At 62.0% G+C, this 21,428-nt stretch carries 23 protein-coding genes; 2 read left to right on the top strand and 21 right to left on the bottom strand.

The features are described 5' to 3' along the window. Positions 1–14 precede the first annotated feature (14 nt). From rnc to RI103_RS05160, 17 genes are all read right to left on the bottom strand, one after another. A complete protein-coding gene (gene rnc, locus RI103_RS05240) occupies positions 15–1,259 on the bottom strand; it encodes a ribonuclease III (protein WP_310814329.1) in 1,245 nt (414 codons plus the stop codon). 174 nt (positions 1,260–1,433) lie between these two features. Then, positions 1,434–2,327 (bottom strand): signal peptidase I, encoded by an 894-nt coding sequence (lepB, locus tag RI103_RS05235; protein ID WP_310814328.1) that lies wholly within the window; start codon positions 2,325–2,327, stop codon positions 1,434–1,436. A gap of 18 nt (positions 2,328–2,345) precedes the next feature. Continuing rightward, positions 2,346–4,139 (bottom strand): translation elongation factor 4, encoded by a 1,794-nt coding sequence (gene lepA / locus RI103_RS05230; protein WP_310814326.1) that lies wholly within the window; start codon positions 4,137–4,139, stop codon positions 2,346–2,348. A 205-nt stretch (positions 4,140–4,344) separates the two neighbouring features. Continuing rightward, the gene (locus RI103_RS05225; protein ID WP_310814324.1) at positions 4,345–4,608 is read right to left on the bottom strand and encodes a glutaredoxin family protein; all 264 of its coding nucleotides are present in this window, start codon (positions 4,606–4,608) and stop codon (positions 4,345–4,347) included. Further along, positions 4,605–6,113, bottom strand: coding sequence for a DegQ family serine endoprotease (locus tag RI103_RS05220; protein ID WP_310814323.1), 1,509 nt, complete (start codon positions 6,111–6,113; stop codon positions 4,605–4,607). The genes RI103_RS05225 and RI103_RS05220 overlap by 4 nt, the downstream gene beginning before the upstream one ends. 35 nt (positions 6,114–6,148) lie before the next feature. Continuing rightward, positions 6,149–7,192: a MucB/RseB C-terminal domain-containing protein gene (locus RI103_RS05215; protein WP_310815178.1), complete on the bottom strand. Its 1,044-nt coding sequence runs from the start codon at positions 7,190–7,192 to the stop codon at positions 6,149–6,151. Between the two features lie 4 nt (positions 7,193–7,196). Beyond that, the gene (locus tag RI103_RS05210; RefSeq protein WP_310814322.1) at positions 7,197–7,826 is read right to left on the bottom strand and encodes an RseA family anti-sigma factor; all 630 of its coding nucleotides are present in this window, start codon (positions 7,824–7,826) and stop codon (positions 7,197–7,199) included. A gap of 83 nt (positions 7,827–7,909) precedes the next feature. Next, positions 7,910–8,509 carry an RNA polymerase sigma factor RpoE gene (gene rpoE / locus RI103_RS05205; protein WP_006051939.1) on the bottom strand — a complete coding sequence of 200 codons (600 nt, stop codon included), beginning with the start codon at positions 8,507–8,509 and terminating at the stop codon, positions 7,910–7,912. A 101-nt stretch (positions 8,510–8,610) separates the two neighbouring features. Next, entirely contained in the window at positions 8,611–9,096 is a 486-nt protein-coding gene (locus tag RI103_RS05200; RefSeq protein WP_310814321.1) for a protein YgfX, read from the bottom strand. A 14-nt stretch (positions 9,097–9,110) separates the two neighbouring features. Next, positions 9,111–10,349 carry a beta-ketoacyl-ACP synthase II gene (fabF, locus tag RI103_RS05195; protein ID WP_132373574.1) on the bottom strand — a complete coding sequence of 413 codons (1,239 nt, stop codon included), beginning with the start codon at positions 10,347–10,349 and terminating at the stop codon, positions 9,111–9,113. 300 nt (positions 10,350–10,649) lie between these two features. Continuing rightward, positions 10,650–10,889, bottom strand: a complete 240-nt coding sequence (gene acpP / locus RI103_RS05190; RefSeq protein ID WP_004197638.1) for an acyl carrier protein — start codon at positions 10,887–10,889, stop codon at positions 10,650–10,652. A 151-nt stretch (positions 10,890–11,040) separates the two neighbouring features. After that, complete coding sequence (fabG, locus tag RI103_RS05185; protein ID WP_310814320.1) at positions 11,041–11,790, bottom strand: 3-oxoacyl-ACP reductase FabG; 750 nt, start codon at positions 11,788–11,790, stop codon at positions 11,041–11,043. Positions 11,791–11,889: 99 nt separating this feature from the next. Continuing rightward, positions 11,890–12,825 carry an ACP S-malonyltransferase gene (fabD, locus tag RI103_RS05180; RefSeq protein WP_310814319.1) on the bottom strand — a complete coding sequence of 312 codons (936 nt, stop codon included), beginning with the start codon at positions 12,823–12,825 and terminating at the stop codon, positions 11,890–11,892. A gap of 111 nt (positions 12,826–12,936) precedes the next feature. Then, a complete protein-coding gene (locus RI103_RS05175) occupies positions 12,937–13,926 on the bottom strand; it encodes a beta-ketoacyl-ACP synthase III (protein WP_310814318.1) in 990 nt (329 codons plus the stop codon). Further along, the gene (gene plsX / locus RI103_RS05170; protein WP_310814317.1) at positions 13,926–15,032 is read right to left on the bottom strand and encodes a phosphate acyltransferase PlsX; all 1,107 of its coding nucleotides are present in this window, start codon (positions 15,030–15,032) and stop codon (positions 13,926–13,928) included. Before plsX ends, RI103_RS05175 begins: the two co-directional genes overlap by 1 nt. A 172-nt stretch (positions 15,033–15,204) precedes the next feature. Continuing rightward, positions 15,205–15,384 carry a 50S ribosomal protein L32 gene (gene rpmF / locus RI103_RS05165; protein ID WP_006051932.1) on the bottom strand — a complete coding sequence of 60 codons (180 nt, stop codon included), beginning with the start codon at positions 15,382–15,384 and terminating at the stop codon, positions 15,205–15,207. Positions 15,385–15,485: 101 nt separating this feature from the next. Beyond that, the gene (locus RI103_RS05160) at positions 15,486–16,130 is read right to left on the bottom strand and encodes a DUF177 domain-containing protein (RefSeq protein WP_310814316.1); all 645 of its coding nucleotides are present in this window, start codon (positions 16,128–16,130) and stop codon (positions 15,486–15,488) included. A 243-nt stretch (positions 16,131–16,373) separates the two neighbouring features. Between RI103_RS05160 and RI103_RS05155 the strand changes: the two genes are divergently transcribed. Together RI103_RS05155 and RI103_RS05150 are read left to right on the top strand one after the other, a co-directional pair. Next, a complete protein-coding gene (locus RI103_RS05155; protein ID WP_310814315.1) occupies positions 16,374–16,991 on the top strand; it encodes a Maf-like protein in 618 nt (205 codons plus the stop codon). Then, positions 16,988–17,707 (top strand): SAM-dependent methyltransferase, encoded by a 720-nt coding sequence (locus RI103_RS05150; protein WP_310814314.1) that lies wholly within the window; start codon positions 16,988–16,990, stop codon positions 17,705–17,707. The genes RI103_RS05155 and RI103_RS05150 overlap by 4 nt, the downstream gene beginning before the upstream one ends. Positions 17,708–17,801: 94 nt before the next feature. Here the strand turns inward: RI103_RS05150 and RI103_RS05145 are convergent, their stop codons facing one another. Genes RI103_RS05145 through RI103_RS05130 form a run of 4 tightly spaced genes read right to left on the bottom strand, consistent with a single transcriptional unit; the run spans position 17,802 to position 20,917 of the window. After that, the gene (locus RI103_RS05145) at positions 17,802–18,806 is read right to left on the bottom strand and encodes a S49 family peptidase (protein WP_310814313.1); all 1,005 of its coding nucleotides are present in this window, start codon (positions 18,804–18,806) and stop codon (positions 17,802–17,804) included. A 32-nt stretch (positions 18,807–18,838) separates the two neighbouring features. Beyond that, positions 18,839–19,243, bottom strand: coding sequence for a Rieske 2Fe-2S domain-containing protein (locus RI103_RS05140; RefSeq protein WP_132373564.1), 405 nt, complete (start codon positions 19,241–19,243; stop codon positions 18,839–18,841). Beyond that, complete coding sequence (locus RI103_RS05135) at positions 19,240–19,899, bottom strand: HAD-IA family hydrolase (protein ID WP_106309894.1); 660 nt, start codon at positions 19,897–19,899, stop codon at positions 19,240–19,242. The genes RI103_RS05140 and RI103_RS05135 overlap by 4 nt, the downstream gene beginning before the upstream one ends. Then, positions 19,892–20,917 carry an RluA family pseudouridine synthase gene (locus tag RI103_RS05130; RefSeq protein WP_310815177.1) on the bottom strand — a complete coding sequence of 342 codons (1,026 nt, stop codon included), beginning with the start codon at positions 20,915–20,917 and terminating at the stop codon, positions 19,892–19,894. The genes RI103_RS05135 and RI103_RS05130 overlap by 8 nt, the downstream gene beginning before the upstream one ends. Positions 20,918–21,428: the final 511 nt, after the last annotated feature.

Below are 21,428 nucleotides of genomic sequence, written 5' to 3'. Positions count from 1 at the left end.
CGCGCCGATGGCAATCAATGGCCTGCGTCGGCGACGCGCGTTTGCACCGCGTCGGCTACACCGGGTTCGTGTTCGGTCGATGCCGCTGCGCTCGGCGCGGGCACGGCGGGACCGGTTGTGGCTTCGCGGCTGCGGTGTTTGTCGACGCCGCGGACGGGAGCGGCTTCCAGTTTGGCTTCGGCAGATTTCGCGTCCGTGGGCCTCGCGTCTGCGGGATTGGTGTCGAGCTTTTCGGCGGCTTTTTCCACCGCGGCTTTGTCAGCGGACTTGTCGCTCGCGTGAGCGGCCGACTTCTCGCCCTTCTCAGCGCGCTCGCCTTTGTCCTGTCCGCTGTACTCCACGTGCGCGGCGCGAATGACCGCCAACGGCGCGGCGCTGACTGTCTGCGCGGCACGTTCGGCTACGGGTTCCGTCGCGGCGGCCGCTGCCCGGGGCTCACCGCGCCCCGCTCCGCGTTCGTTCTTGCGATCCGGGCTGCGCAGATCCAGCGCGGCTTGCACGCCCGTCACGCCGGGGACGATCTCCGGCTCGGCGTTCTTCGCCGCGCGGGCGCCTTTCGAGCGCTTCGGTTTGGCGACCACGGCAGGCGCCGCGGCCATGACCTCGTCGAGCGCCTTCTTGGCCGCCGCCTGCTCTGCCGCACGACGGCTCGCGCCGGAACCGGACACTTTCACGTCCAGTTTCGGCACCGTGCATTCGACTTCGAATTGCTGATTGTGCGCCGCACCATGCGTAGCGACGACCGTGTAGGTCGGCAGCGCGATCTTGTGACCCTGCAGATACTCCTGCAGCAGCGTCTTGGCGTCCTTGCCGAGCGTGCGCGGATCGATGTGATCCAGAATGGGCACGTAAAGGCGTTTGATGACCGTCTGGGCGGCGTCGAAGCCGCCGTCGAGGAACACTGCGCCCAGCACCGCTTCGAGCGTGTCAGCGAGGATCGACGGGCGGCGGAAGCCGCCGCTGCGCAACTCGCCTTCCCCCAGCCGCAAGCCTTCGGAAATATTGAGAGCCTGAGCGATTTCGTAAAGTGACTGCTGTTTGACCAGATTGGCGCGGACGCGCGACAGGTCGCCCTCGTCCAATTTGCCGAAACGTTGGAACAAAAGCGCAGCCACCGCGCAATTTAGAACGGAATCGCCGAGAAACTCGAGCCGTTCGTTATGCGTGGAACTATGACTGCGGTGCGTTAAAGCCTGGCGCAGCAATTCCGCATTGCGAAATTCGTAGCGCAGACGGCTTTCCAACGGAGATAGGGGCATGGGCAGAGTATAACGCGGGCGCCAGACCCGGCGAAAACGCGGGGCGGCCAGCGGAAAAAGCGTGGTGAAGCGACGTTACCGCGGGATCTTAAAGTAGCGTGCTAACACGCCGCGGCTTACGTGACCCGATGAAGGTCAACCGCGCGGCGTGTCGTGCAATCGACGTAAACGAACTCAGTTGAATGAGCCGATGCGTTTCAGATTGCTGAAGTTCATCCAGATAAAAAACGCGCGGCCGACGATATTCTTGTCCGGCGCGAAACCCCAGTAACGGCTATCCGCGCTGTTATCGCGGTTGTCGCCCATCATGAAGTAGTTGCCCGGCGGCACTTTGCAGATCACGCCGCGTGCGTTGTACGTGCAGTTGTCGCGATACGGATAATCTTCGGCGCCGACGATGAACGGCGGCACGGCGGGATTATTCAGAATCGCGTTCTTGCGGCCGTCGAGATCTTCTTCGAACTGCTTCGCGTAGCCCATGCGTTCGTCGTCGAGGTAATCGGGCAGCGGCGTTTCCGGCACCGGCTTGCCGTTGATCGTGAGCTGCTTGTCCTGATACGCGACGGTGTCGCCCGGCAGGCCGATCACGCGCTTGATGTAGTCGACCGATTCGTCTTTCGGGTAACGGAACACCACCACGTCGCCGCGCTGGAGCGGACGGCCTTCGGTGATCTTCGTGTTGGTGATCGGCAGACGGATGCCGTAGTCGAATTTGTTCACGAGAATGAAATCGCCCACCAGCAGCGTCGGCACCATCGAACCCGAAGGAATCTTGAACGGCTCGACCACGAACGAGCGCACCACGAACACCACCAGAATCACCGGAAAAAAGCTCGCCGAATATTCGAGCCACCAAGGCTGGCGCAGCTTGTCGTCACGCAGACGCGCGCGCGTTTGCGCCGCGTTTTCGTCGGCGAAACGCTCGCCGATGCGTGCCTGCTGACGGTCGAACTCGGCGACCGCGGCTTCCGCCGCGCGGCGCCGTTGCGGCATGAAAACGAGTTTGTCTGCGACCCATGCGACGCCCGTCAAAATGACGAGCACAAAAAGAATCAGCGCAAAATTCATAGTGTTCCGTTGTTCGTCTTATTTGTCTTCGACACGCAAAATCGCGAGGAAAGCCTCTTGCGGAATCTCGACCGACCCCACCTGCTTCATTCGCTTCTTGCCTGCCTTTTGCTTTTCCAGCAGCTTCTTCTTACGTGAGATATCGCCGCCGTAGCATTTTGCCAGCACGTTCTTACGCAACGCTTTAATGTTCTCGCGCGCAATAATGTTCGCGCCGATGGTGGCCTGAATCGCCACGTCATACATTTGACGCGGGATCAGTTCACGCATTTTCGACGCCACTTCGCGGCCGCGATACTGGCTTTGCGAACGGTGCACGATGACCGACAGCGCATCGACCTTGTCGCCGTTGATCAGCATGTCGACCTTCACGACGTCGGCCGCGCGGTATTCCTTGAACTCGTAATCCATCGACGCATAGCCGCGCGAAATCGACTTCAGACGATCGAAGAAATCGAGCACGACTTCGCCCATTGGGATTTCGTACGTGAGTTGCACCTGACGGCCGTGGTACTGCATGTTGATCTGCGTGCCGCGCTTTTGCGTGCACAGCGTGATCACCGAGCCGACGTAATCTTGCGGCATATACAGGTTCACGGTGACGATCGGCTCGCGCACTTCTTCGATCTTCGACGGTTCCGGCATCTTGGCCGGATTCTCGACCATGAGGGTCGTGCCGTCGCGCTGCAGGACTTCGTACACCACGGTCGGCGCCGTGGTGATCAGGTCCATGTCGAACTCGCGTTCGAGACGTTCCTGCACGATCTCCATATGCAGCAGACCGAGGAAGCCACAGCGGAAACCGAAACCGAGCGCCTGCGACACTTCCGGCTCGTACATCAGCGAGGCGTCGTTCAGTTTCAGCTTTTCCAGCGAATCGCGCAGCGCGTCGTACTGGTTTGCTTCGACAGGATAGAGGCCGGCGAACACCTGCGGCTTCACTTCCTTGAAGCCGGGCAGCGGCTCCGGTGCCGGACGGTTCACCAGCGTGACGGTGTCACCCACCTTCGCCGCGGCCAATTCCTTGATGCCGGCGATGATGAAGCCCACCTGCCCGGCCGACAGCGATTCGAGATTCTTCGACTTCGGCGTGAACACACCGATGTGCTCGACCGGATATTGCGCTTCGGTCGCCATCATGCGGATCTTGTCCTTGGGACGCAGCGTACCGTTGACGATACGCACCAGCATCACGACACCGACGTAGTTGTCGAACCACGAGTCGATGATCAGCGCCTGCAGCGGCGCGTCCGGGTCGCCCTTGGGCGGCGGCACTTTGGCGATCAGCGCTTCGAGCACGTCTTCGACGCCGAGGCCGGTCTTCGCGCTGCAATGCGTGGCGTCGGTTGCGTCGATGCCGATCACGTCTTCGATTTCGGCGATCGCGTTTTCAGGGTTCGCGGCCGGCAGATCGATCTTGTTGAGCACCGGAATCACGTCGACGCCGAGTTCGATCGCCGTGTAGCAGTTGGCGACGGTTTGCGCTTCCACGCCCTGGCTCGCGTCGACGACCAGCAGCGCACCTTCGCATGCGGACAGCGAGCGGCTGACTTCGTACGAGAAGTCGACGTGGCCCGGCGTGTCGATCATGTTCAGGTTGTAGATTTGCCCGTCACGGGCCTTGTACGTCAGCGCGGCGGTTTGTGCCTTGATGGTGATGCCGCGCTCGCGTTCGAGATCCATCGAATCGAGCACTTGAGATTCCATCTCGCGGTCGGACAGGCCACCGCAGATCTGGATGATGCGATCGGCGAGCGTCGACTTGCCATGGTCGATGTGCGCAATGATCGAGAAGTTACGAATATGATCCATTCAGTACCGATCAAGCGAAAAAGGCGCGCTCGGACAATAGCGGAGCACGCCTTGTAAGTAGGTGAAAAACCTATCTATTTTAGCCGAAAAGGCTATCGCCCGGCGCATCTTGCGAAGCTCGGGCGGAAAAGACGGCTCAGGAGAAGCGTGAAACGGGGAGTGAACGGCGCGGCGTTGAGGCTGTGCCCGAACGCCTGAGCCAAGCTCAGGATGCCGCCGCGACCCGTGTGGCAAGCGCTGCACGAACCCGCGCTTCGTCGAGATGATAGTGACACAGTTCGACGCCGTCGCAGACCAGAACCGGCACCAGTTCGTTGTAACGGGCCTCCAGCATGGGATCGGTGTCGACGTCGAACACCTCGACCTGCGCGCCGAATTCGGCCAGCAAGGGCTCGAGCGCGGCACGCATGTCGTCGCAAAGGTGGCACCACGCACGCGCGTAGAGCGTGAGCGGCGCCGCCTTGGTCATTTCTGGACGCTGCGCGGGCGGATCGGCACGAACTGCGTGTTGTCGCCACGGCGAACCAGCAGCGCGACCATCTTCTGCGAATCGAGGTGCGAACTCATCTCGTCGAACTGCTTGGCGCTCGTGATGTCTGTATCGCCCACTCGCAGAATGATGTCGCCCTTTTGCAGGCCGACGCGCGCCGCGGGACCGTCCACAGCGTCGATCTGCACACCGTTGCGCAGCTTCAGCGCCTTCAACTGATCAGCAGGAATATCGCTGACGGCCACACCCAGCGCGTTCGTGGCGCGCTGCTTCGGCGGCTGCGGCTTCTTCTGATCCGCCTTGGCCGTCTTGTCCGGCTGCATCTCGGCGATCGTCACCGGCAGATCGCGCGTCTGGCCCTTGCGCCAGATCGTGATCGTCGACTTGGTGCCCGGCTTGGTGTCGCCGACCATGCGCGGCAGGTCGGTGGCCGTGTCGACCGAATGGCCGTTGAACTTCAGGATGATGTCGCCCGGCTGCACACCGGCCTTGTCCGCCGGGCCGCCCGGCTCGACGCTGCTGACCAGCGCGCCCTGCGCCTTCGGCAGGCCGAGCGAGTCGGCCACGTCTTTGGTCACTTCGCCGATCGCCACCGCAATCCGGCCGCGCACCACCTTGCCCGACGCCTTCAACTGATCGGCCACGCGCATCGCCTCGTCGATCGGAATCGCGAACGAGATGCCCATGAAACCGCCGGTGCGGCTGTAGATCTGCGAGTTGATGCCGATCACCTCGCCCTGCATGTTGATCAGCGGGCCGCCCGAATTGCCCGGATTGACGGCCACGTCGGTCTGGATGAACGGCAGATAGTCGCCCGTATCGCGCCCCTTGGCGCTGACGATACCGGCCGTCACCGTGTTCTCCAGACCGAACGGCGAGCCGATCGCGACCACCCACTCGCCCACGCGAACCTTGTTCGAGTCGCCGATCGTGATAGTCGGCAGATTGGCGGCGCTGATCTTCACGACCGCAACGTCGGTCCGATCGTCCACGCCGATCAGCTTCGCCTTGAATTCGCGCTTGTCGGTGAGCGTGACGTAAATGGTGTCCGCGTCGTCGATGACGTGCGCGTTGGTCATCACATAGCCATCCGCCGACAGGATAAAGCCCGAGCCGACGCCGCTGTTCTGTTCCGCATCGCTGTTGTCCGGCGAGTCCTGGCTGCCGCCACTGCCGCCGTTGTCGCCGCCGCGCGGCGTACCGGGCGATTGCGGCGACTGCGGCATTGGAATGCCGAAGAAGCGGCGGAAAAACTCCGACATGTCGCCGTCGTCCATGCCCGGCGGCAGGCCGCCGCGAGCACCGCTGTTCGACACGCGTGTGGTCGTGCGAATGTTGACGACCGCCGGGCCAACCTTGTCGACCAGGTCAGTGAAATCGGGCAGATTGGCGGCGGGAGCCGCCGACGCCATGTGCGGCACGAGCGGCAAACACGCCGCTACCACCGCGGCCGCGAGGAATTTGCGCACCGAGAAAGTCGTCATATCGTAGCAAGCCGAGGGATTCAGGATTCGGAGGATTACTTCGGAGCTTTGTATTCTATGGCAGACGCAAATTGCTGCAATGTGGTCTGGGGCACTTCACCAAGCAGAGTAATCCAGAAGTCGCCGCGACGCTTGACGAGCACGTGCGTCGCGCCGCTGCTGCCCGCGCCTTCCTTGCGCGTGTTGTTCTCGACTGGTTCGACGAACACCGAAATGGCCGCGAGGCCATCGGAAAACACCGCCTGGTCGACCGGAATGGTCGGCTGACCCGGATCGCGTGCGGCCATTGGACGGCGCAGTTCACGAATCTTGCGGAAGCCCGGCACCGTCGGCGTGATCTGCCAGCCTTGCGCGGCCATGTCGACCGGCTCGACCGGCGGACGCACCACGGTCCAACCCGCCATATTATGAATGCCGCTGACAATGCCGGCCTTGTCGACCGGAACGCCGATGCGAATCTGAGAAAACGACAGTTGCTCGAGCACCTGGCCATTTGGATCGAGCGTCTGCGCACGCAGCAGGAGGCCGGTCTTCTTGTCGGCCCACAGCTTGTAGGCGAAGCGATACGCGTCTTTCGGATCGAGTTCGACCACCTGGCTGTCGACGCCCGCGACGCGGTCGTCGCCGAGCAGCTTGGGCTCGTAAACCGACAGGACCTGCTCCCCGCTCACGGCCAGCAGCGCGGGGAACGAATCTTTATTCTGACGCTTTTCGACGACGCACAGATGCCGCTCCGGCACGAACGTGTAGAGCTCCTCGTTATGACGCAGCATTTTGCGCGGCTTGCCGTCGAGGCTTTCGAGCTGCTCGAATTCGCCGTCCGAGCGGGTCGCATAGTGCGCGATTCGCGACGTCTGAACGAAATTACCGCGCTGGTAGACGAACGCGCCCTCGTAGTTTTGCTGCTGCGCGGCCTGATGGATCCGGTCGAGCAGATCCGCGGCCGTGCGACGGGCGACGAGCGGATCGTCGGTTTGGGCAAAGACCCGCGGTGTAGCGGACAGCAATACGGCTGCGCAGAACAGAAATGCCGGCAGCCGCCCCCAGATAGTCGTTTTATTCAACCGCGGAGTCTGCATCAAACTATTGGCCTTGCGTAGAAACGGCGGCAGCGCGAATCAGCGGCATCGAGCCCGGCATGACCGGTTGTTGCGCGAATTGCTGGTGAGCTTCCAGATACTGGTCGAGACTGGCGTCACGAATGATGTTGGCGTCTTGCGCGACCGGCTGCACCGTCGCCACCGGCACCGAAGCCATGGCCACACGTTGCAGTGCGTCGCCGTGCTGGACCGACGCAAGTTGCGCCGTGCCCGGACCGCCCGGCACGCCTTGCAGTTGCGGCACGACGATCCACGTCAACGTAGCGGCGGCGGCTGCGACGGCAAATGCCGGTACGACACGGCGGCGCAGCGCCAGCAAGCGACGCGCGACCGGCAACGCAGCAGGTGCCAGCACGTGTGGCTCGTTGTCCAGGCGTGCAGCAAAACCGCTCAGGAACGCGCTGCTCGCCGCCGGGCTGACCGCCAGATCGTCGGAACGCAACGCGTCGCCGATCAGGTGGTAGCTGGACCAGGCGGCGCGATCCTCGCCATTCAGCCCGGAAATATACGTGTCCAGATTCAGATGCTCTTCGCCGAACAGCTCACCGTCGACAAAAGCGGACAGACGCTCGCCGCGCGAGCTGGCTTGCGATTGCACCGAGACCGACCCCATGATGCTCCCCATCTTACGAATACCCCGTAGTGACACCACTAATCCAGATATTGCACCCGCGCCCCGTCGAGCCGGCTGGTGGTTTACCAGCGCTTGCCTTCAGGTGTGTCAAGCAACGGACGCAATTTTGCCGCAATGGCTTCGCGAGCGCGGAAAATTCGTGATCTGACTGTGCCAATTGGGCAACCCATCATCTCAGCGATTTCCTCGTAGCTCAAACCTTCAATTTCACGAAGAGTAATGGCGGTGCGCAACTCTTCCGGTAAAACCGCCATCGCAGCATTGACCGTCTCAGCGATCTGCTTGCTCATCAACATCGACTCAGGCGTGTTGATATCCCTTAGTTGGTCCGCGTCGGAGAAAGTTTCAGCTTCTTCAGCATCTGCTTCGGTGGAGGTCGGCGCGCGCCGACCTTGGGTCGCAAGGTAGTTCTTTGCCGTGTTGACCGCAATCCGGTACAACCACGTATAAAAGGCCGATTCCCCGCGAAACTGCGGCAACGCCCGGTACGCCTTGATAAAGGCGTCCTGAGCGACGTCTTCCACTTCGGCGGGGTCCCGCACGAGGCGCGAGATCAGCCGGAGAATCTTGCGGTGGTATTTGGAGACCAGAAGCTCGAACGCGGCCTTGTCGCCCTTCTGGACGCGCTCGACCAGCACCTGATCAATTTCTTTTTCGCTCACCTGATAAATCCGTTAACTATAGGGCGCATGACGGGGCACCATTGTAGCGTTCCCGTCATCTGGGCACGTTACGCCGGTAACAGCGGTTACAGTCGTTACAGTCAGGCGCCGGCGCCACGCCGGCCCAGCACGGCCAGCTCCCGGAAAACAGGGGCCGGGAGTGCGTCGGCGGCAAGCAGCAAAGTGCGCCGGCGCCCCTGCTCCGGCATCAGCGCCAGAATCAGCAAGCGGCCGCTCCACTGCGAACAACCGGCGATGCGGCCTTGCGCCAGCAACGCGCCAGTGCGCCCCCAGACGGACAAGCCGTCCGGCCCGATTTTCAGCGCGACAGGCTGCGCGCGCTCATACCGGCGCGCGCAAAGCGCCAGCCACGCCCACACGGCGAGCGTCAACGGAACCGCCTGCCACGCACCCAGATGCGAAGCGAGGCAAGCAAAGACGGCCGACGTCGCCGTCAGAACGAAAACCCCCAAAGCAGCCCAGATGGCGACGGAGCGCCGCAGCGCGATCCGCTGCGGCGCTCCGCCGGGCGTAGCCGATTCAGGGGATAGCGCCGGCCGAGCCGGCGCCGTCAACTGGCGCGTCACCAACTAGCGTGCGATCAGGCGCGCTTGAAGACCAGCGTGCCGTTCGTGCCGCCGAACCCGAACGAGTTCTTCAGCGCGACGTCGATCTTCATTTCCCGCGCGGTGTTGGCGCAGTAGTCCAGGTCACACTCGGGATCCTGGTTGAAGATGTTGATCGTCGGCGGCGACACCTGATGATGCACGGCCAGCACGGTGAACACCGACTCCAAACCGCCGGCGCCGCCCAGCAGATGACCCGTCATCGACTTGGTCGAGTTCACGACCATGTCTTTGGCGTGGTCGCCGAACGCGCGCTTGATGCCGGTGGTTTCAGCCAGGTCGCCGAGCGGTGTGGACGTGCCGTGCGCGTTCAGGTAATTCACCTGATCCGTGTTGATGCCCGCGTTCTTCAACGCGGCCAGCATGCAGCGGCGAGCGCCGTCGCCGTCTTCCAGCGGCGCGGTCATGTGATAGGCGTCGCCGCTCATCCCATAGCCGCTCACTTCGGCGTAAATCTTCGCGCCACGTGCCTTTGCGTGTTCGTACTCTTCGAGCACCATCACGCCGGCGCCCTCGCCCAGCACGAAACCGTCGCGATCCTTGTCCCACGGACGGCTCGCCGTTGCCGGATCGTCATTGCGTTGCGACAGCGCGCGCGCCGCCGCAAAGCCGCCGATACCGAGCGGCGACACGGTCGACTCGGCACCGCCCGCGATCATCACATCGGCGTCGCCGTACTCGATCAGGCGCGAAGCCTCGCCGATACAGTGCAGGCCCGTGGTACAGGCCGTGACGATCGCCAGATTCGGACCCTTGATGCCGAACTTGATCGACAGATGGCCGGAGATCATGTTGATGATCGACGCCGGCACGAAGAACGGCGAGATACGGCGCGGGCCGCGATTGAGCAGTTCGGTTTGCGTCACTTCGATCATCGGCAAACCGCCGATGCCCGAACCGACCACTACGCCGATACGCTCCGAATTCTCGTCAGTGACTTCGAGGCCGCTGTCCTGCATCGCCTGGATGCCCGCAGCCACGCCGTAATGGATGAACGTATCCATGTGGCGCGCTTCCTTACCGGGGATGTAGTCCTCGATATTGAAGCCCTTCACCTCGCCGGCGAAACGAGTCGAAAAGTTCGACGCATCGAACTTCGTGATATTGGCAATACCCGACTTGCCGGCGACCAGATTGGCCCAGCCGTCGGCAACATTATTGCCAACAGGCGAAATCAGCCCCAGGCCTGTAACAACAACACGACGGCGGCTCACGGTAACCCCTTTTTCATAGATGACAAAAGCAAAAGCCACAGCGGCCACAGGAACCTGCCCTGTCTGCCCTGTGGCTGTTAACCGCCCCCGAATCTGGCGCTTCGCACCAGCCCCCCGAGGGGGGCGCAAGAAAACTTGGGGCGGCCCTGCGTTTTCTTGAAATCCGGCAATCGCGCGAAAACTTGCGCTGTCAACATCGCTGGCTCCTGCACGGCAAAAAGCGCCAACCCTGCTGGCGTCGGCAACCGACACGGCAGGGCGTCATACGCCGCCAACGCAGAAACGCGGGCGCGAATGACCTTAGGCCTTGACGTTCGCGCGAGCGTAGTCGATCGCTTGCTGAACGGTGGTGATCTTCTCGGCTTCTTCATCCGGAATTTCCATGCCGAATTCGTCTTCGAGGGCCATCACGAGTTCAACGGTGTCGAGCGAGTCGGCGCCGAGGTCGTTCACGAACGAAGCTTCGTTCTTGATCTCAGCTTCTGCAACGCCCAGTTGTTCTGCGACGATCTTCTTGACGCGCTGTTCGATATTGTCCATTACCCCTCCAAGGGAAAAGAAGTTCAAAAATACAGGTGCGCGCATTTTATCAGGTTTGACCCCGCAAAAAAGCGGCGCATCGGGTTACTGTCAAGGCATGCGCCTTACGCATTTACAAAAGCATCAAGGCGCGGATAGTAACCGAATTTGGTTACGCCATGTACATTCCGCCGTTCACATGCAATGTCGTGCCGGTGATATATCCGGCTTGCGGCGACGCCAGAAACGCGACGGCGTGCGCGATATCTTCCGGGCTGCCCAGACGGCCCAGCGGAATTTGCGTTTTCAGCGCCGTTTGCTGCTCTTCCGGCAAAGTCTTGGTCATATCGGTATCGATGAAGCCCGGCGCGACGCAATTCACCGTGATGCCGCGGCTGCCGATCTCGCGTGCGAGCGCGCGCGTCATGCCCGCCACGCCCGCTTTCGCAGCCGCGTAATTGATCTGCCCAGGGTTGCCGGCCGAGCCGACCACCGACGTGATGTTGATGATGCGGCCACCCTTCGCCTTCATCATCGGACGCAGCACCGCGCGCGAGAGACGGAACACGGACTTGAGGTTCGTGTCGACCACCGCGTCCCAATCGTCGTCCTTCATGCGCATGGCGAGCTGATCCTGCGTGATGCCGGCGTTATTCACGAGCACGTGCAGCGCGCCGAATTCCTTTACCGTGCCGTCGATCAGCGCTTCCGCCGCGGCCGCGTCGTTCACGTTGAGCACCACACCGCGACCGTTCACGCCGGCTGCGTTAAACGCTTCGCTGATGGCGGCCGCACCGCTTTCGCTGGTCGCCGTGCCGATCACCGTCGCACCCTGGCGCGCCAGTTCCATGGCGATCGCACGGCCAATGCCGCGCGAAGCGCCGGTGACGATTGCAATCTGCTTGTCGAGAGTCTTTTCCATCTGTCAGTCCAGATGCCCTTCGGAGGGCTGATTGATTCTTGATGCGCAGTCCTGATGCTGTCGCGCAGCGCCCCTGTCAGTGGTCGCGCGACGTTGCGTTCAGCCTGCCTTCACGAGTTTGAGCGTTTCTTCGAGCGAAGCCGGATCGAAAATCGAAGCACCAGTCAGGTTGGCGTCGATACGCTTGGTCAGACCCGCAAGGACCTTGCCCGGACCACATTCGATCACGTGCGTGACGCCTTGAGCCGACATGGCCTGAACGCTCTCGACCCAACGTACCGCGCCGGCCGCCTGACGCACCAGTGCGTCCTTGATCCTGGCCGGTTCATTCACCACGGCGACGTCGACGTTGTTGATAACCGGAATCGCCGGCACCTGCACGTCGACACTCGCCAAATACTCGCGCAACTGGTCCGACGCCGGCTTGAGCAGCGACGAGTGGAACGGCGCCGAGACCGGCAGCGGCAACGCGCGCTTGGCACCCTTCGCTTTGGCGACTTCGCAAGCCTTTTCGACCGCTGCCTTATGGCCCGCGATCACGACCTGCGCCGGCGCGTTGAAATTGACCGCTTCGACGATGCCCGCGACCGACGCTTCTGCGCACACCGCGCGCACCGTGTCGTCGTCGAGACCGAGAATCGCGGCCATGCCGCCTTCACCGACCGGCACCGCCGTTTGCATGGCTTGCGCGCGAAAACGCACGAGCGGCACGGCATCGCGAAACGCGATTGCGCCCGCCGCGACCAGCGCCGTGTATTCGCCGAGACTGTGGCCCGCGACGATCGCCGGCTTCGGGCCGCCAGCCTGCAGCCACGCGCGATACATCGCGTAAGCGGCGGTCAGCATGACCGGCTGAGTGTTGGTGGTGAGATTCAGATCTTCGGCGGGGCCTTCGGCGATCAGCTTGCCGAGGTCCTGATTGAGCGCATCGGAGGCTTCCTGAACCGTTTCACGCACGACCGCGTGATCGGCGAATGCGTTGAGCATGCCGACCGACTGCGATCCTTGCCCAGGAAAAACGAACGCAAATTTCATATCGTCCCCAAAATCGATTTAGTCAGATGTGGGTGGCGCGCCCAGTTGACGGCGAACGCGCTCAAGCGTAGCCGAGCGCCGTGAAGCGCGCTCGCCATAACGTCGCCGCTATCAGTAGCGGATAACCGACGCGCCCCACGTGAAGCCGCCGCCGACACCTTCGATCAGCACGTTCTGGCCGCGCTTGATGCGGCCGTCGCGCACCGCGACGTCGAATGCGAGCGGAATGGACGCAGCCGACGTGTTGCCGTGCTCGCCCACTGTGACGACCATGCGTTCCTGCGGCAAGCCGAGCTTGCGGCAAGTGCTTTGCATGATGCGGATATTCGCCTGATGCGGAATCAGCCAGTCGATCTGTTCAGCCGACAGATTGGCTTTCTCGAGTGCTTCGACCGCGACCTTTTCCAGCACGTTGACGGCGAGCTTGAACACGGCTTGCCCGTCCATATGCAGGAACGCGCTGCCGGCGACCACGCCGCCATTCACGTTGCCTGGCGTGCACAGAATGTTCGAATGGCTGCCGTCGGCATGCAACGCGTTCGCCAGCACGCCGGGTTCTTCGGACGCCTGCAGGATCACCGCGCCCGCGCCGTCGCCAAACAACACGCAAGTGGTGCGGTCGTTGAAGTCGAGAATGCGTGAGAAGGTTTCCGCGCCAATCACGAGCGCCGTGCGATGCTGGCCGCTGCGAATGAAGCTGTCCGCCGTAGCCACCGCGTAGGCAAAACCGGAACAGACGGCCTGCACATCGAATGCAGCGCCGTGGTTCTTGATGCCGAGCTTGTTCTGCAACAGGCACGCCGTACTCGGAAACACGAAGTCCGGCGTGGAAGTGGCGACGATGATCAGATCGATGGATTGCGGGTCGATATCCGCGGCTTCGATCGCGCGTTGCGAAGCGATGAGCGCGAGATCGCTGGTCGTGACATCGGAGTCGGCGAAGTGACGCGCATGAATGCCCGTGCGGGCGACGATCCATTCGTCGCTCGTCTCGACGCCCTGCTTTGCGAGACGTTCGGCCAGATCCTGATTGGTGACGCGGTTGGGCGGCAGATAGCTGCCGGTGCCCAGCACGCGGGAATAAATTGTCGATTGAGCCATTATGCCTTCGAGGATTGCGCAGCGTAGGGCTCGGCTGGCTGGCCTGCGATGGGGCTTGCCTGACCCGCACCGCTCGCGTCGCGCGCCGCCTGTTCGAGAGAACCCGCGTTCTCTTCCATCGCTCGCGCAAGGCGTTCCAGCACGCCGTTTTTGACGGCATCATACCCGCGTTTGATAGCCCACTCAAACCCGTAAGCATCCGCCGAACCGTGACTTTTGATCACCAGCCCGCGCAGGCCGAGCAACGCGGCACCATTGTATTGCCGATGATCGACGCGTTTCTTGAAACGCATCAATACCGGCAAGGCAAGCACCGCCATCACCTTGGTCAGCCACGAACGGCCGAACTCTTCCTTGATGATGTTGGACAGCATCTGCGCGAGGCCTTCCGACGTCTTCAGCGCGACATTGCCGACAAAACCGTCGCAGACGATCACGTCGACCGTGCCCTTGAAGATATCGTTGCCTTCAACGTTACCGTGAAAGTTAAGTGTACTCGCGCGCAGCAGTTCGCCGGCACGTTTGATGGTGTCGTTGCCCTTGATGACTTCTTCGCCGATGTTGAGCAGGCCGATGGTGGGCCGCTCCTTGCCCTCGAGCGCGGACACGAGCGCGTGCCCCATCTCCGCGAACTGCAGCAGATGCTGCGGCTCGCAGTCGACGTTGGCGCCCAGGTCGAGCATCATCGTGTAGCCATTGGGATTGGGCAGTGCCGACGCGATGGCCGGGCGTTCGATGCCCGACAGCGTTTTCAGCACATAGCGCGAGACCGCCATCAGCGCGCCGGTGTTGCCGGCGGAAATGCAGGCTTGCGCCTCGCCTTCCTTGACGCGGTTTAGCGCCACGCGCATGGACGAATCTTTTTTCTTGCGCAGCGCGACTTCGACCGGATCGTCCATGGCGACGATCTCGGAAGCGGGCACGACGGTCAGCGCCGGCAGGCCCTGAGCCTTCAACTTCTTCAGCTGCGCACGAATCGCACTTTCAATGCCGACGAGCAGCAGCTCAGCATCGGGATGCGATCGAACGAAGTTGACGGCAGCGGGAACGGTCACGGACGGGCCGTGGTCGCCTCCCATGCAATCTATCGTGAGCTTTACTGTCATGGAGTGCGACGAATTTCAGGCGCCCTGCATGGAACCGCAATGAGCGCTAAAGCGCCAACTGCGATCGACACAAAAAAGCGGCAATTGAATGCCGCCTTTTTGCCGAGCCGGGAAAATGTCAAGCGAGCCGATCGCCACGCGAAACGCCACAGGGCGCAACGCAGTGAAACGATTAGTCGTTCTTCGTCTTGACGACTTTCTTGCCGCGATAGTAGCCGTTCGGGCTAACGTGGTGACGCAGATGCACTTCGCCCGTGCTCGGCTCGACGGCCAGCGGCGCCGCCGTCAGGAAATCGTGCGAACGGTGCATGCCGCGCTTCGACGGCGACTTCTTATTTTGTTGAACTGCCATGACTTACTCCTAAAAATTTTCCGAATTCTAACACAGCCCGATCCGGTCTCCGCCATTGGCCGAATGGCCAATGCGCCCGCATCGCGCTCCCATGCAACTGTTCAGTGCTTCTTGTCGTCCGGCTCATCGCGCTTCAGACTCCGGAGCGCCGCAAACGGATTGGGCCGTTCGGGCTCGCCGCCCTCACACGCTTCGTCCAGTGCACCCTCGTCGCCCTCGCCTTCAGCACCGGCTACACCAGAGACGAGACTCTCGTGCACTTCGGGGCAAACCTCGTGCTTGGGCACGAGCGGCAAGGAAAGCAGCAACTCTTCTTCGATCAAGTCGATGAGATCGAAATGGTTCGAACCCACGATCACTTCGACTTCATCCTCGTCGAGCGGAAACTCTTCGGCTTCCGCCTCAGTGTTGACGATCCGGTAAGTTGCGTCGACGTTGAATGCCTGCAAGTACGGTGTCATGCACCGCTGACATTCGAGCCAGGCAGAGCCGTGAATCGCCATCCTCAAATAAGGCTGGGGACCCTCGCTGCCGTCGTCCTGCAATTCCGGCTGCGTCGCCCCTTCGGCTTGCCACGTGAACGTGGTATCGCGGTCTGGCGCTTCTGCCGGGACTTCGTTTAACATGCGCGGCAGTTGCGAGACGCGCACGACACCCGCGGCCTGACGCCCACTCCGCGCAAATTCGAACAGATCGATATCATGCGGGTCGGACAGACCTGCAGGGTTGCCAGGATGTTGAGTCATGTGCGCTCCTGCGTCGGCAAGGATTTCGCCGGATGTAACCGATTTGCGAGACAGCCAGTCGGCTCAAGTGTTTGTCGCAGTTGGCACTGCAATTGACCCACACCGAGACCCGCTTAGCGCAAGCATACCGATGAAAAGCCCGAAATCATATCCGTTTTGTCTTTTCGAGTCAAACACTTAAGCCCGTACACTCGCGAGCTTCGCGTAGCCCCGTACGCCCCGCCTCTCTTGCCGTTCATACCCATGCCAGATTCCTCCAATCGCCCGCCACGCCTGATTCTGGCGTCGAGTTCGCCGTATCGTCGCAAACTGCTCGAACGTCTGCGCGTGCCGTTCGATGTCGTCGTGCCCGCGATCGACGAGATGCCGCTCGCCGGTGAAACGCCCGAAGTCACCGCGCTGCGGCTCGCGCAGGCCAAGGCTCGCGCGGCCGCCGACGGACTCGGTAGCGGTGAAGCCGCGCTCGTGATCGGCTCCGACCAGGTCGCCACCTACGACGGTCTGCAGATCGGCAAGCCGGGCACGCACGACAAAGCGCTTGCGCAATTGCAGGCGATGCGCGGCCGCGAAGTGCTGTTTCATAGTGCGCTGTGCCTGTTCGACAGCCGTTCAGGAAATGCGCAAGCCATCGACGTGATTACGCGCGTGCAATTCCGCAATCTGCCGGACGCTGCGCTGGAGGCCTATCTGCTGGCGGAAACGCCTTACGACGTCGCGGGCAGCGCCAAATCCGAAGGGCTCGGCATCGCCTTGCTCGAGGCCATCCATTCCGACGACCCCACCGCGCTCATCGGCCTGCCGTTGATCGCACTGTCGCGCATGCTGCTCGCAGTCGGCTATCCACTATTGGGGGCTCAATGAGCGGCACGCTCTATCTGATTCCGAACACACTGGGCGAAGGCGACGCCGAGGCGCTCGACGCCGTCCTGCCCGCACCGGTGCGTGCGCGCGCGGCTTCCCTTCACTATTACATAGGCGAAAACGCGAAAACCACGCGCGCTTTTCTGAAAAAAGTCGGCACCGAACGGCCGATCCAGGAAATCGAGATTCGTGAACTGAATGTCAACACACCGGCTGGCGAAATCGACAAGCTGCTCGCGCCGCTTCTCGCGGGTACCGACGCGGGCCTCGTGTCCGAAGCAGGCTGTCCCGCAGTCGCCGACCCCGGCGCCCTGCTGGTGCGCCGTGCGCATGAACGCGGCGTGAAGGTTGTGCCGTTCGTCGGCCCGAGCTCGATCCTGCTGGCTTTGATGGCTTCAGGGCTCAACGGCCAGAGCTTTGCGTTCCATGGGTACTTGCCGGTCGACGCCGCGGAGCGGGCCAAGCGTCTGCGCGATCTGGAGCAGCAGTCGCGCAAAGGCAAACAGACGCAAATCTTTATCGAGACGCCCTACCGGAATCGCGCGTTGCTCGACACGCTGCTGGCGACGTGCGCGCCATCCACGCTGGTTTGCGTTGCGGTCGATCTGACGCTGGAAACGGAAACCATCGCCAGCCGCACCGTGGCCGACTGGAAGAAAAAACCGGTGATCGATCTGCACAAGCGACCGGCTATTTTTCTAATCCTTGCCGTTTGACCCAAGCCGGATAGAAAAAGAAGCGAAAAACAAGAAGCCCCGCGCGATCATCGAATCCGGATCGCGCGGGGCTTTTTCAGTTAATGAGAACAGATCAACGCAGATTCATCTTCCCGCCGAGCGCCATGGCGTGAACCGCGCCGCTACCAACCGCCGCGCCGAATCTGCGCGCAACACGGTCCGTAATACTCTCCTTAACGGTGTAGTCGACGATATCCGGCGCCTTGAAGAGGTCACGCGCCACGTAGTCCGCGTCGCCGAAACCGTCGGCAAGGCCGAGTTCAACACTCTTCTGGCCGGTCCAGAAAAGGCCGGAGAACATATCCGGCGTTTCATGCAGACGCTTGCCGCGGCCCTGGCGTACCGCGTCGATGAACTGCGCGTGGATCTGATCGAGCATATCCTGCGCATGTTCGTCCATCTTCGGCGTTTCCGGCGAGAACGGATCGAAGAAACCCTTGTTCTCACCCGATGTGTGCAGACGCCGCTGAATCCCCAGCTTATCCATCAAGCCGGTAAAACCGAAGCTGTCCATCAACACCCCGATCGAACCGACGATGCTCGCCTTATCCACGTAAATCTTGTCGGCCGCCGCGGCTGCATAGTAGCCGCCCGACGCACACATGTCGCCCACGACGACATACAGCGGAATCGACGGATATTTGGCGCGCAAGCGGCGAATTTCGCCGTAGATGATGCCCGCCTGCACCGGACTGCCGCCCGGGCTATTGCAGCGCAGAATCACGCCCGCGGTACCCGCGTCGTCGAATGCGCTTTGCAGCGCCGTGTCGACATCTTCCGCGTTTGCGTTCGTATCCGCCGATATCTCGCCGTCAAGCGTCACCATGGCGGTGTGACGGCCGGTGGCGGCGACCTTGTCGCCGGAGAAGTCGATGGCAGCCCATATCGCCAGCAGCACTACGATGAGGAAAACGAAACGGAAAAAGATCCTCCAGCGCCGTGCCGCGCGCTGCTCGTTGATCGCCGCGAGCGCGATTCGCTCGAGCGCGGCGCGTTCCCAGCCCGGTTCATCGGCAGACGTGCGGGGGTGGCCTGTCAGGGACGGTTCCTTCGGCTCGGGAGTCAAATTGTCGGACATGCGGTGCAGTGGAAAGGTCTAGGGGAGAAAAATCAGAGTGTGGCCGGGCGGAGTTCGCCGTCCGGCAGCCAGAATACGGCACGGCCTTCCGGCGTATCGCGTTCGTCCACCTGAACCGGCCGCAATCTGCCGCCACGGCACGGTCCACCGACGCATTTGCCCGTATCCGGCGCGTAAATCGCGCCATGTGTAGCGCACATCAAGTATAAACCGGACGATTCGAAGAACTGCCCCTCGGCCCAATCCAGCTCCATCGGCACGTGGGCACAGCGGTTCAGGTAGCCGTATGCGCGGCCGTCATAGCGAACAAAAAATACGACGACGTCACCGCCGCCGAGTTTCGCCGCGTGGCGCACACCCGCACCGCCGTCAACCAGTTCGTCCGACGCGCAGACGCGAACCGCCTCCGCCGGCGCTTGCGTGGCAGCGGTGCTCATGCGTTCTCTCGCAGCCAGCCGGACAGCACACTGACGCTCGACGCAACGAATTTCGGCGACAACGCGCTCAACGAATCCGCAGGATGCGCCCCGTACGTGACACCAATGCCCGCAACGCCCGCGTTGATCGCCATTTGCAGATCGTGCGTCGTGTCACCGACCATCACCGTGCGTGCGTTGTCCTGCCCCAATTCGCGCGTCAATTCGTGCAACATCGCCGGGTGCGGCTTCGAGAAGGTCTCGTCGGCGCAGCGGGTGCCGTCGAACAGGCTCGTCAGGCGCGACTGATCCAGGGCTCGATTCAGACCGACGCGGCTCTTGCCCGTCGCCACGGCCAGCAGATAACCCTGATCGCGCAATTCCTGCAGCATCTCGCGCACACCGACGAACAGCTCGGTCGTCTGATCCTTCACCAGATAATGGAAGCGATAGCGCTCGGCCAGCCGCGGATAGTCGGACGGATCCAGCGTGGGCGCGGCGATTTGCAGCGCGTCGCGCAAACCGAGGCCGATGACATAACTGGCCGCCTCGTCGGCGGGAACCGGCAAACCGAGATCGCGGCACGCCGACTGGATGCTGCGCGTAATGTGCGCGGTCGAATCCATCAGCGTCCCGTCCCAGTCGAAGACGATCAGATCAAATTGCTCTCTAGCCATGCGGTGTCGTCTCCGGGTGTGACCCATTTCGTAATTCGTTGAGCTGTGCGATGAAGCTGCGGCATTCGGCCGGCAACGGCGCCTCGAACTGCAGCGGCGCGCCGGTTGCCGGGTGCGTGAGCTTCAACCGGTAAGCGTGCAGGAACATGCGTTTCAGGCCGGGCTTGGCGTTGGCGCGTGCCAGCGCCTTGTTCAGCGCGAAGTCGCCGTATTTGGCGTCGCCGACGATCGGCAGTTCCAGATGCTGCAAGTGGACGCGAATCTGATGCGTGCGGCCGGTCTTCAGTTCCGCCTCGATCAGCGCGTATCCCGGCCAGCGGTCGATCAGATTGAAGACCGTATGCGACGCCAGACCGTCCGGCTGCACGCGCACGCGGCGCTCGCCGTCGGCCGTCAAATACTTGTGCAGCGGCTCCTTGACTGCGCGGCGGCGGCCCCAGTCGCTCGCCCAGTCGCCGTGAACGCAAGCATAGTAGCGCTTATCCATTCTGTTCTCGCGAATCTGCTCGTGCAGATTGACGAGCGCCGAGCGCTTCTTGGCGAGCATCAAGATACCGGACGTCTCCCGATCCAGCCGATGCACCAATTCGAGGAATTTCGCCTGCGGACGCGCCTCGCGCATCTGCTCGATCACGCCGAACGCGACGCCGCTGCCGCCGTGCACCGCCACGCCGGCCGGTTTGTCGATCACGAGCAGGTGATCATCTTCAAAAATAATCTTGAAATGGGCGGCCGGCACCGGCGCCTGGACGGCCGCTTCGTTCTGTTGAGCGACGCGAATGGGCGGCACGCGCACCAGATCGCCGAGCTCGAGACGGTATTGCGCGTCTATCCGGCCCTTATTCACGCGCACTTCCCCGCTGCGCAGGATGCGATAAATATGGCTTTTCGGCACGCCTTTACAGACGCGTAACAAGAAGTTGTCGATGCGCTGTCCGGCCGCACTGTCGTCGATCTCGATCATCGAGACCTGGTCGCTTGCGACCGATTTCTGGGATATTTTGCCTAACTCTTTCATTCTGAATATAATTTGCCCAGCAGTCTGCGGCGGCCGGCGCAGTGTCCGGAATTCGGGCGGATTGCGCAGGTGCAAGCGATAAACCGTTATTTTACTTGCGCCGGGGTCTGGTTGCTCACCCTGAAAATGAGATGCAACAAGTTGCACGCACGAAGTCAGTGCCCGGCAGGGACGGCGCCCACAGGCGCGTTCGGTCAAGGTCGGCTTCGACGGTAACGGAATTTTGGTAAAAAAGAATTTAACTTTCAGCTTCGGTATCGGGCGGTCTGACGCCCTGCTGTACGAAGCTGCAGGTTGCGAAAATACGGCGTGCGCCCGAGGCGTCTTGTAGAAAGTACAAGACATGGCGACGTCAAAATGAGGCGAGACACCCCCAGCAGGAAAAGACGCGCCGACTGCGCGAACTTCCCGCTGCGGCACGACCGCAGCCTTCGACCCTCCGGTCACGCGCCCAGTTGGCGCACCGGCGCGAGTGGACGGAGGCTTACGAAGGTCGGCCGGCAGAACCCGC

It is taken from the genome of Paraburkholderia sp. FT54 (assembly GCF_031585635.1).
Lineage (GTDB): Bacteria > Pseudomonadota > Gammaproteobacteria > Burkholderiales > Burkholderiaceae > Paraburkholderia.
Note: the sequence above shows the minus strand (reverse complement) of the source record. Positions and strands in the feature narration are given on the sequence as shown.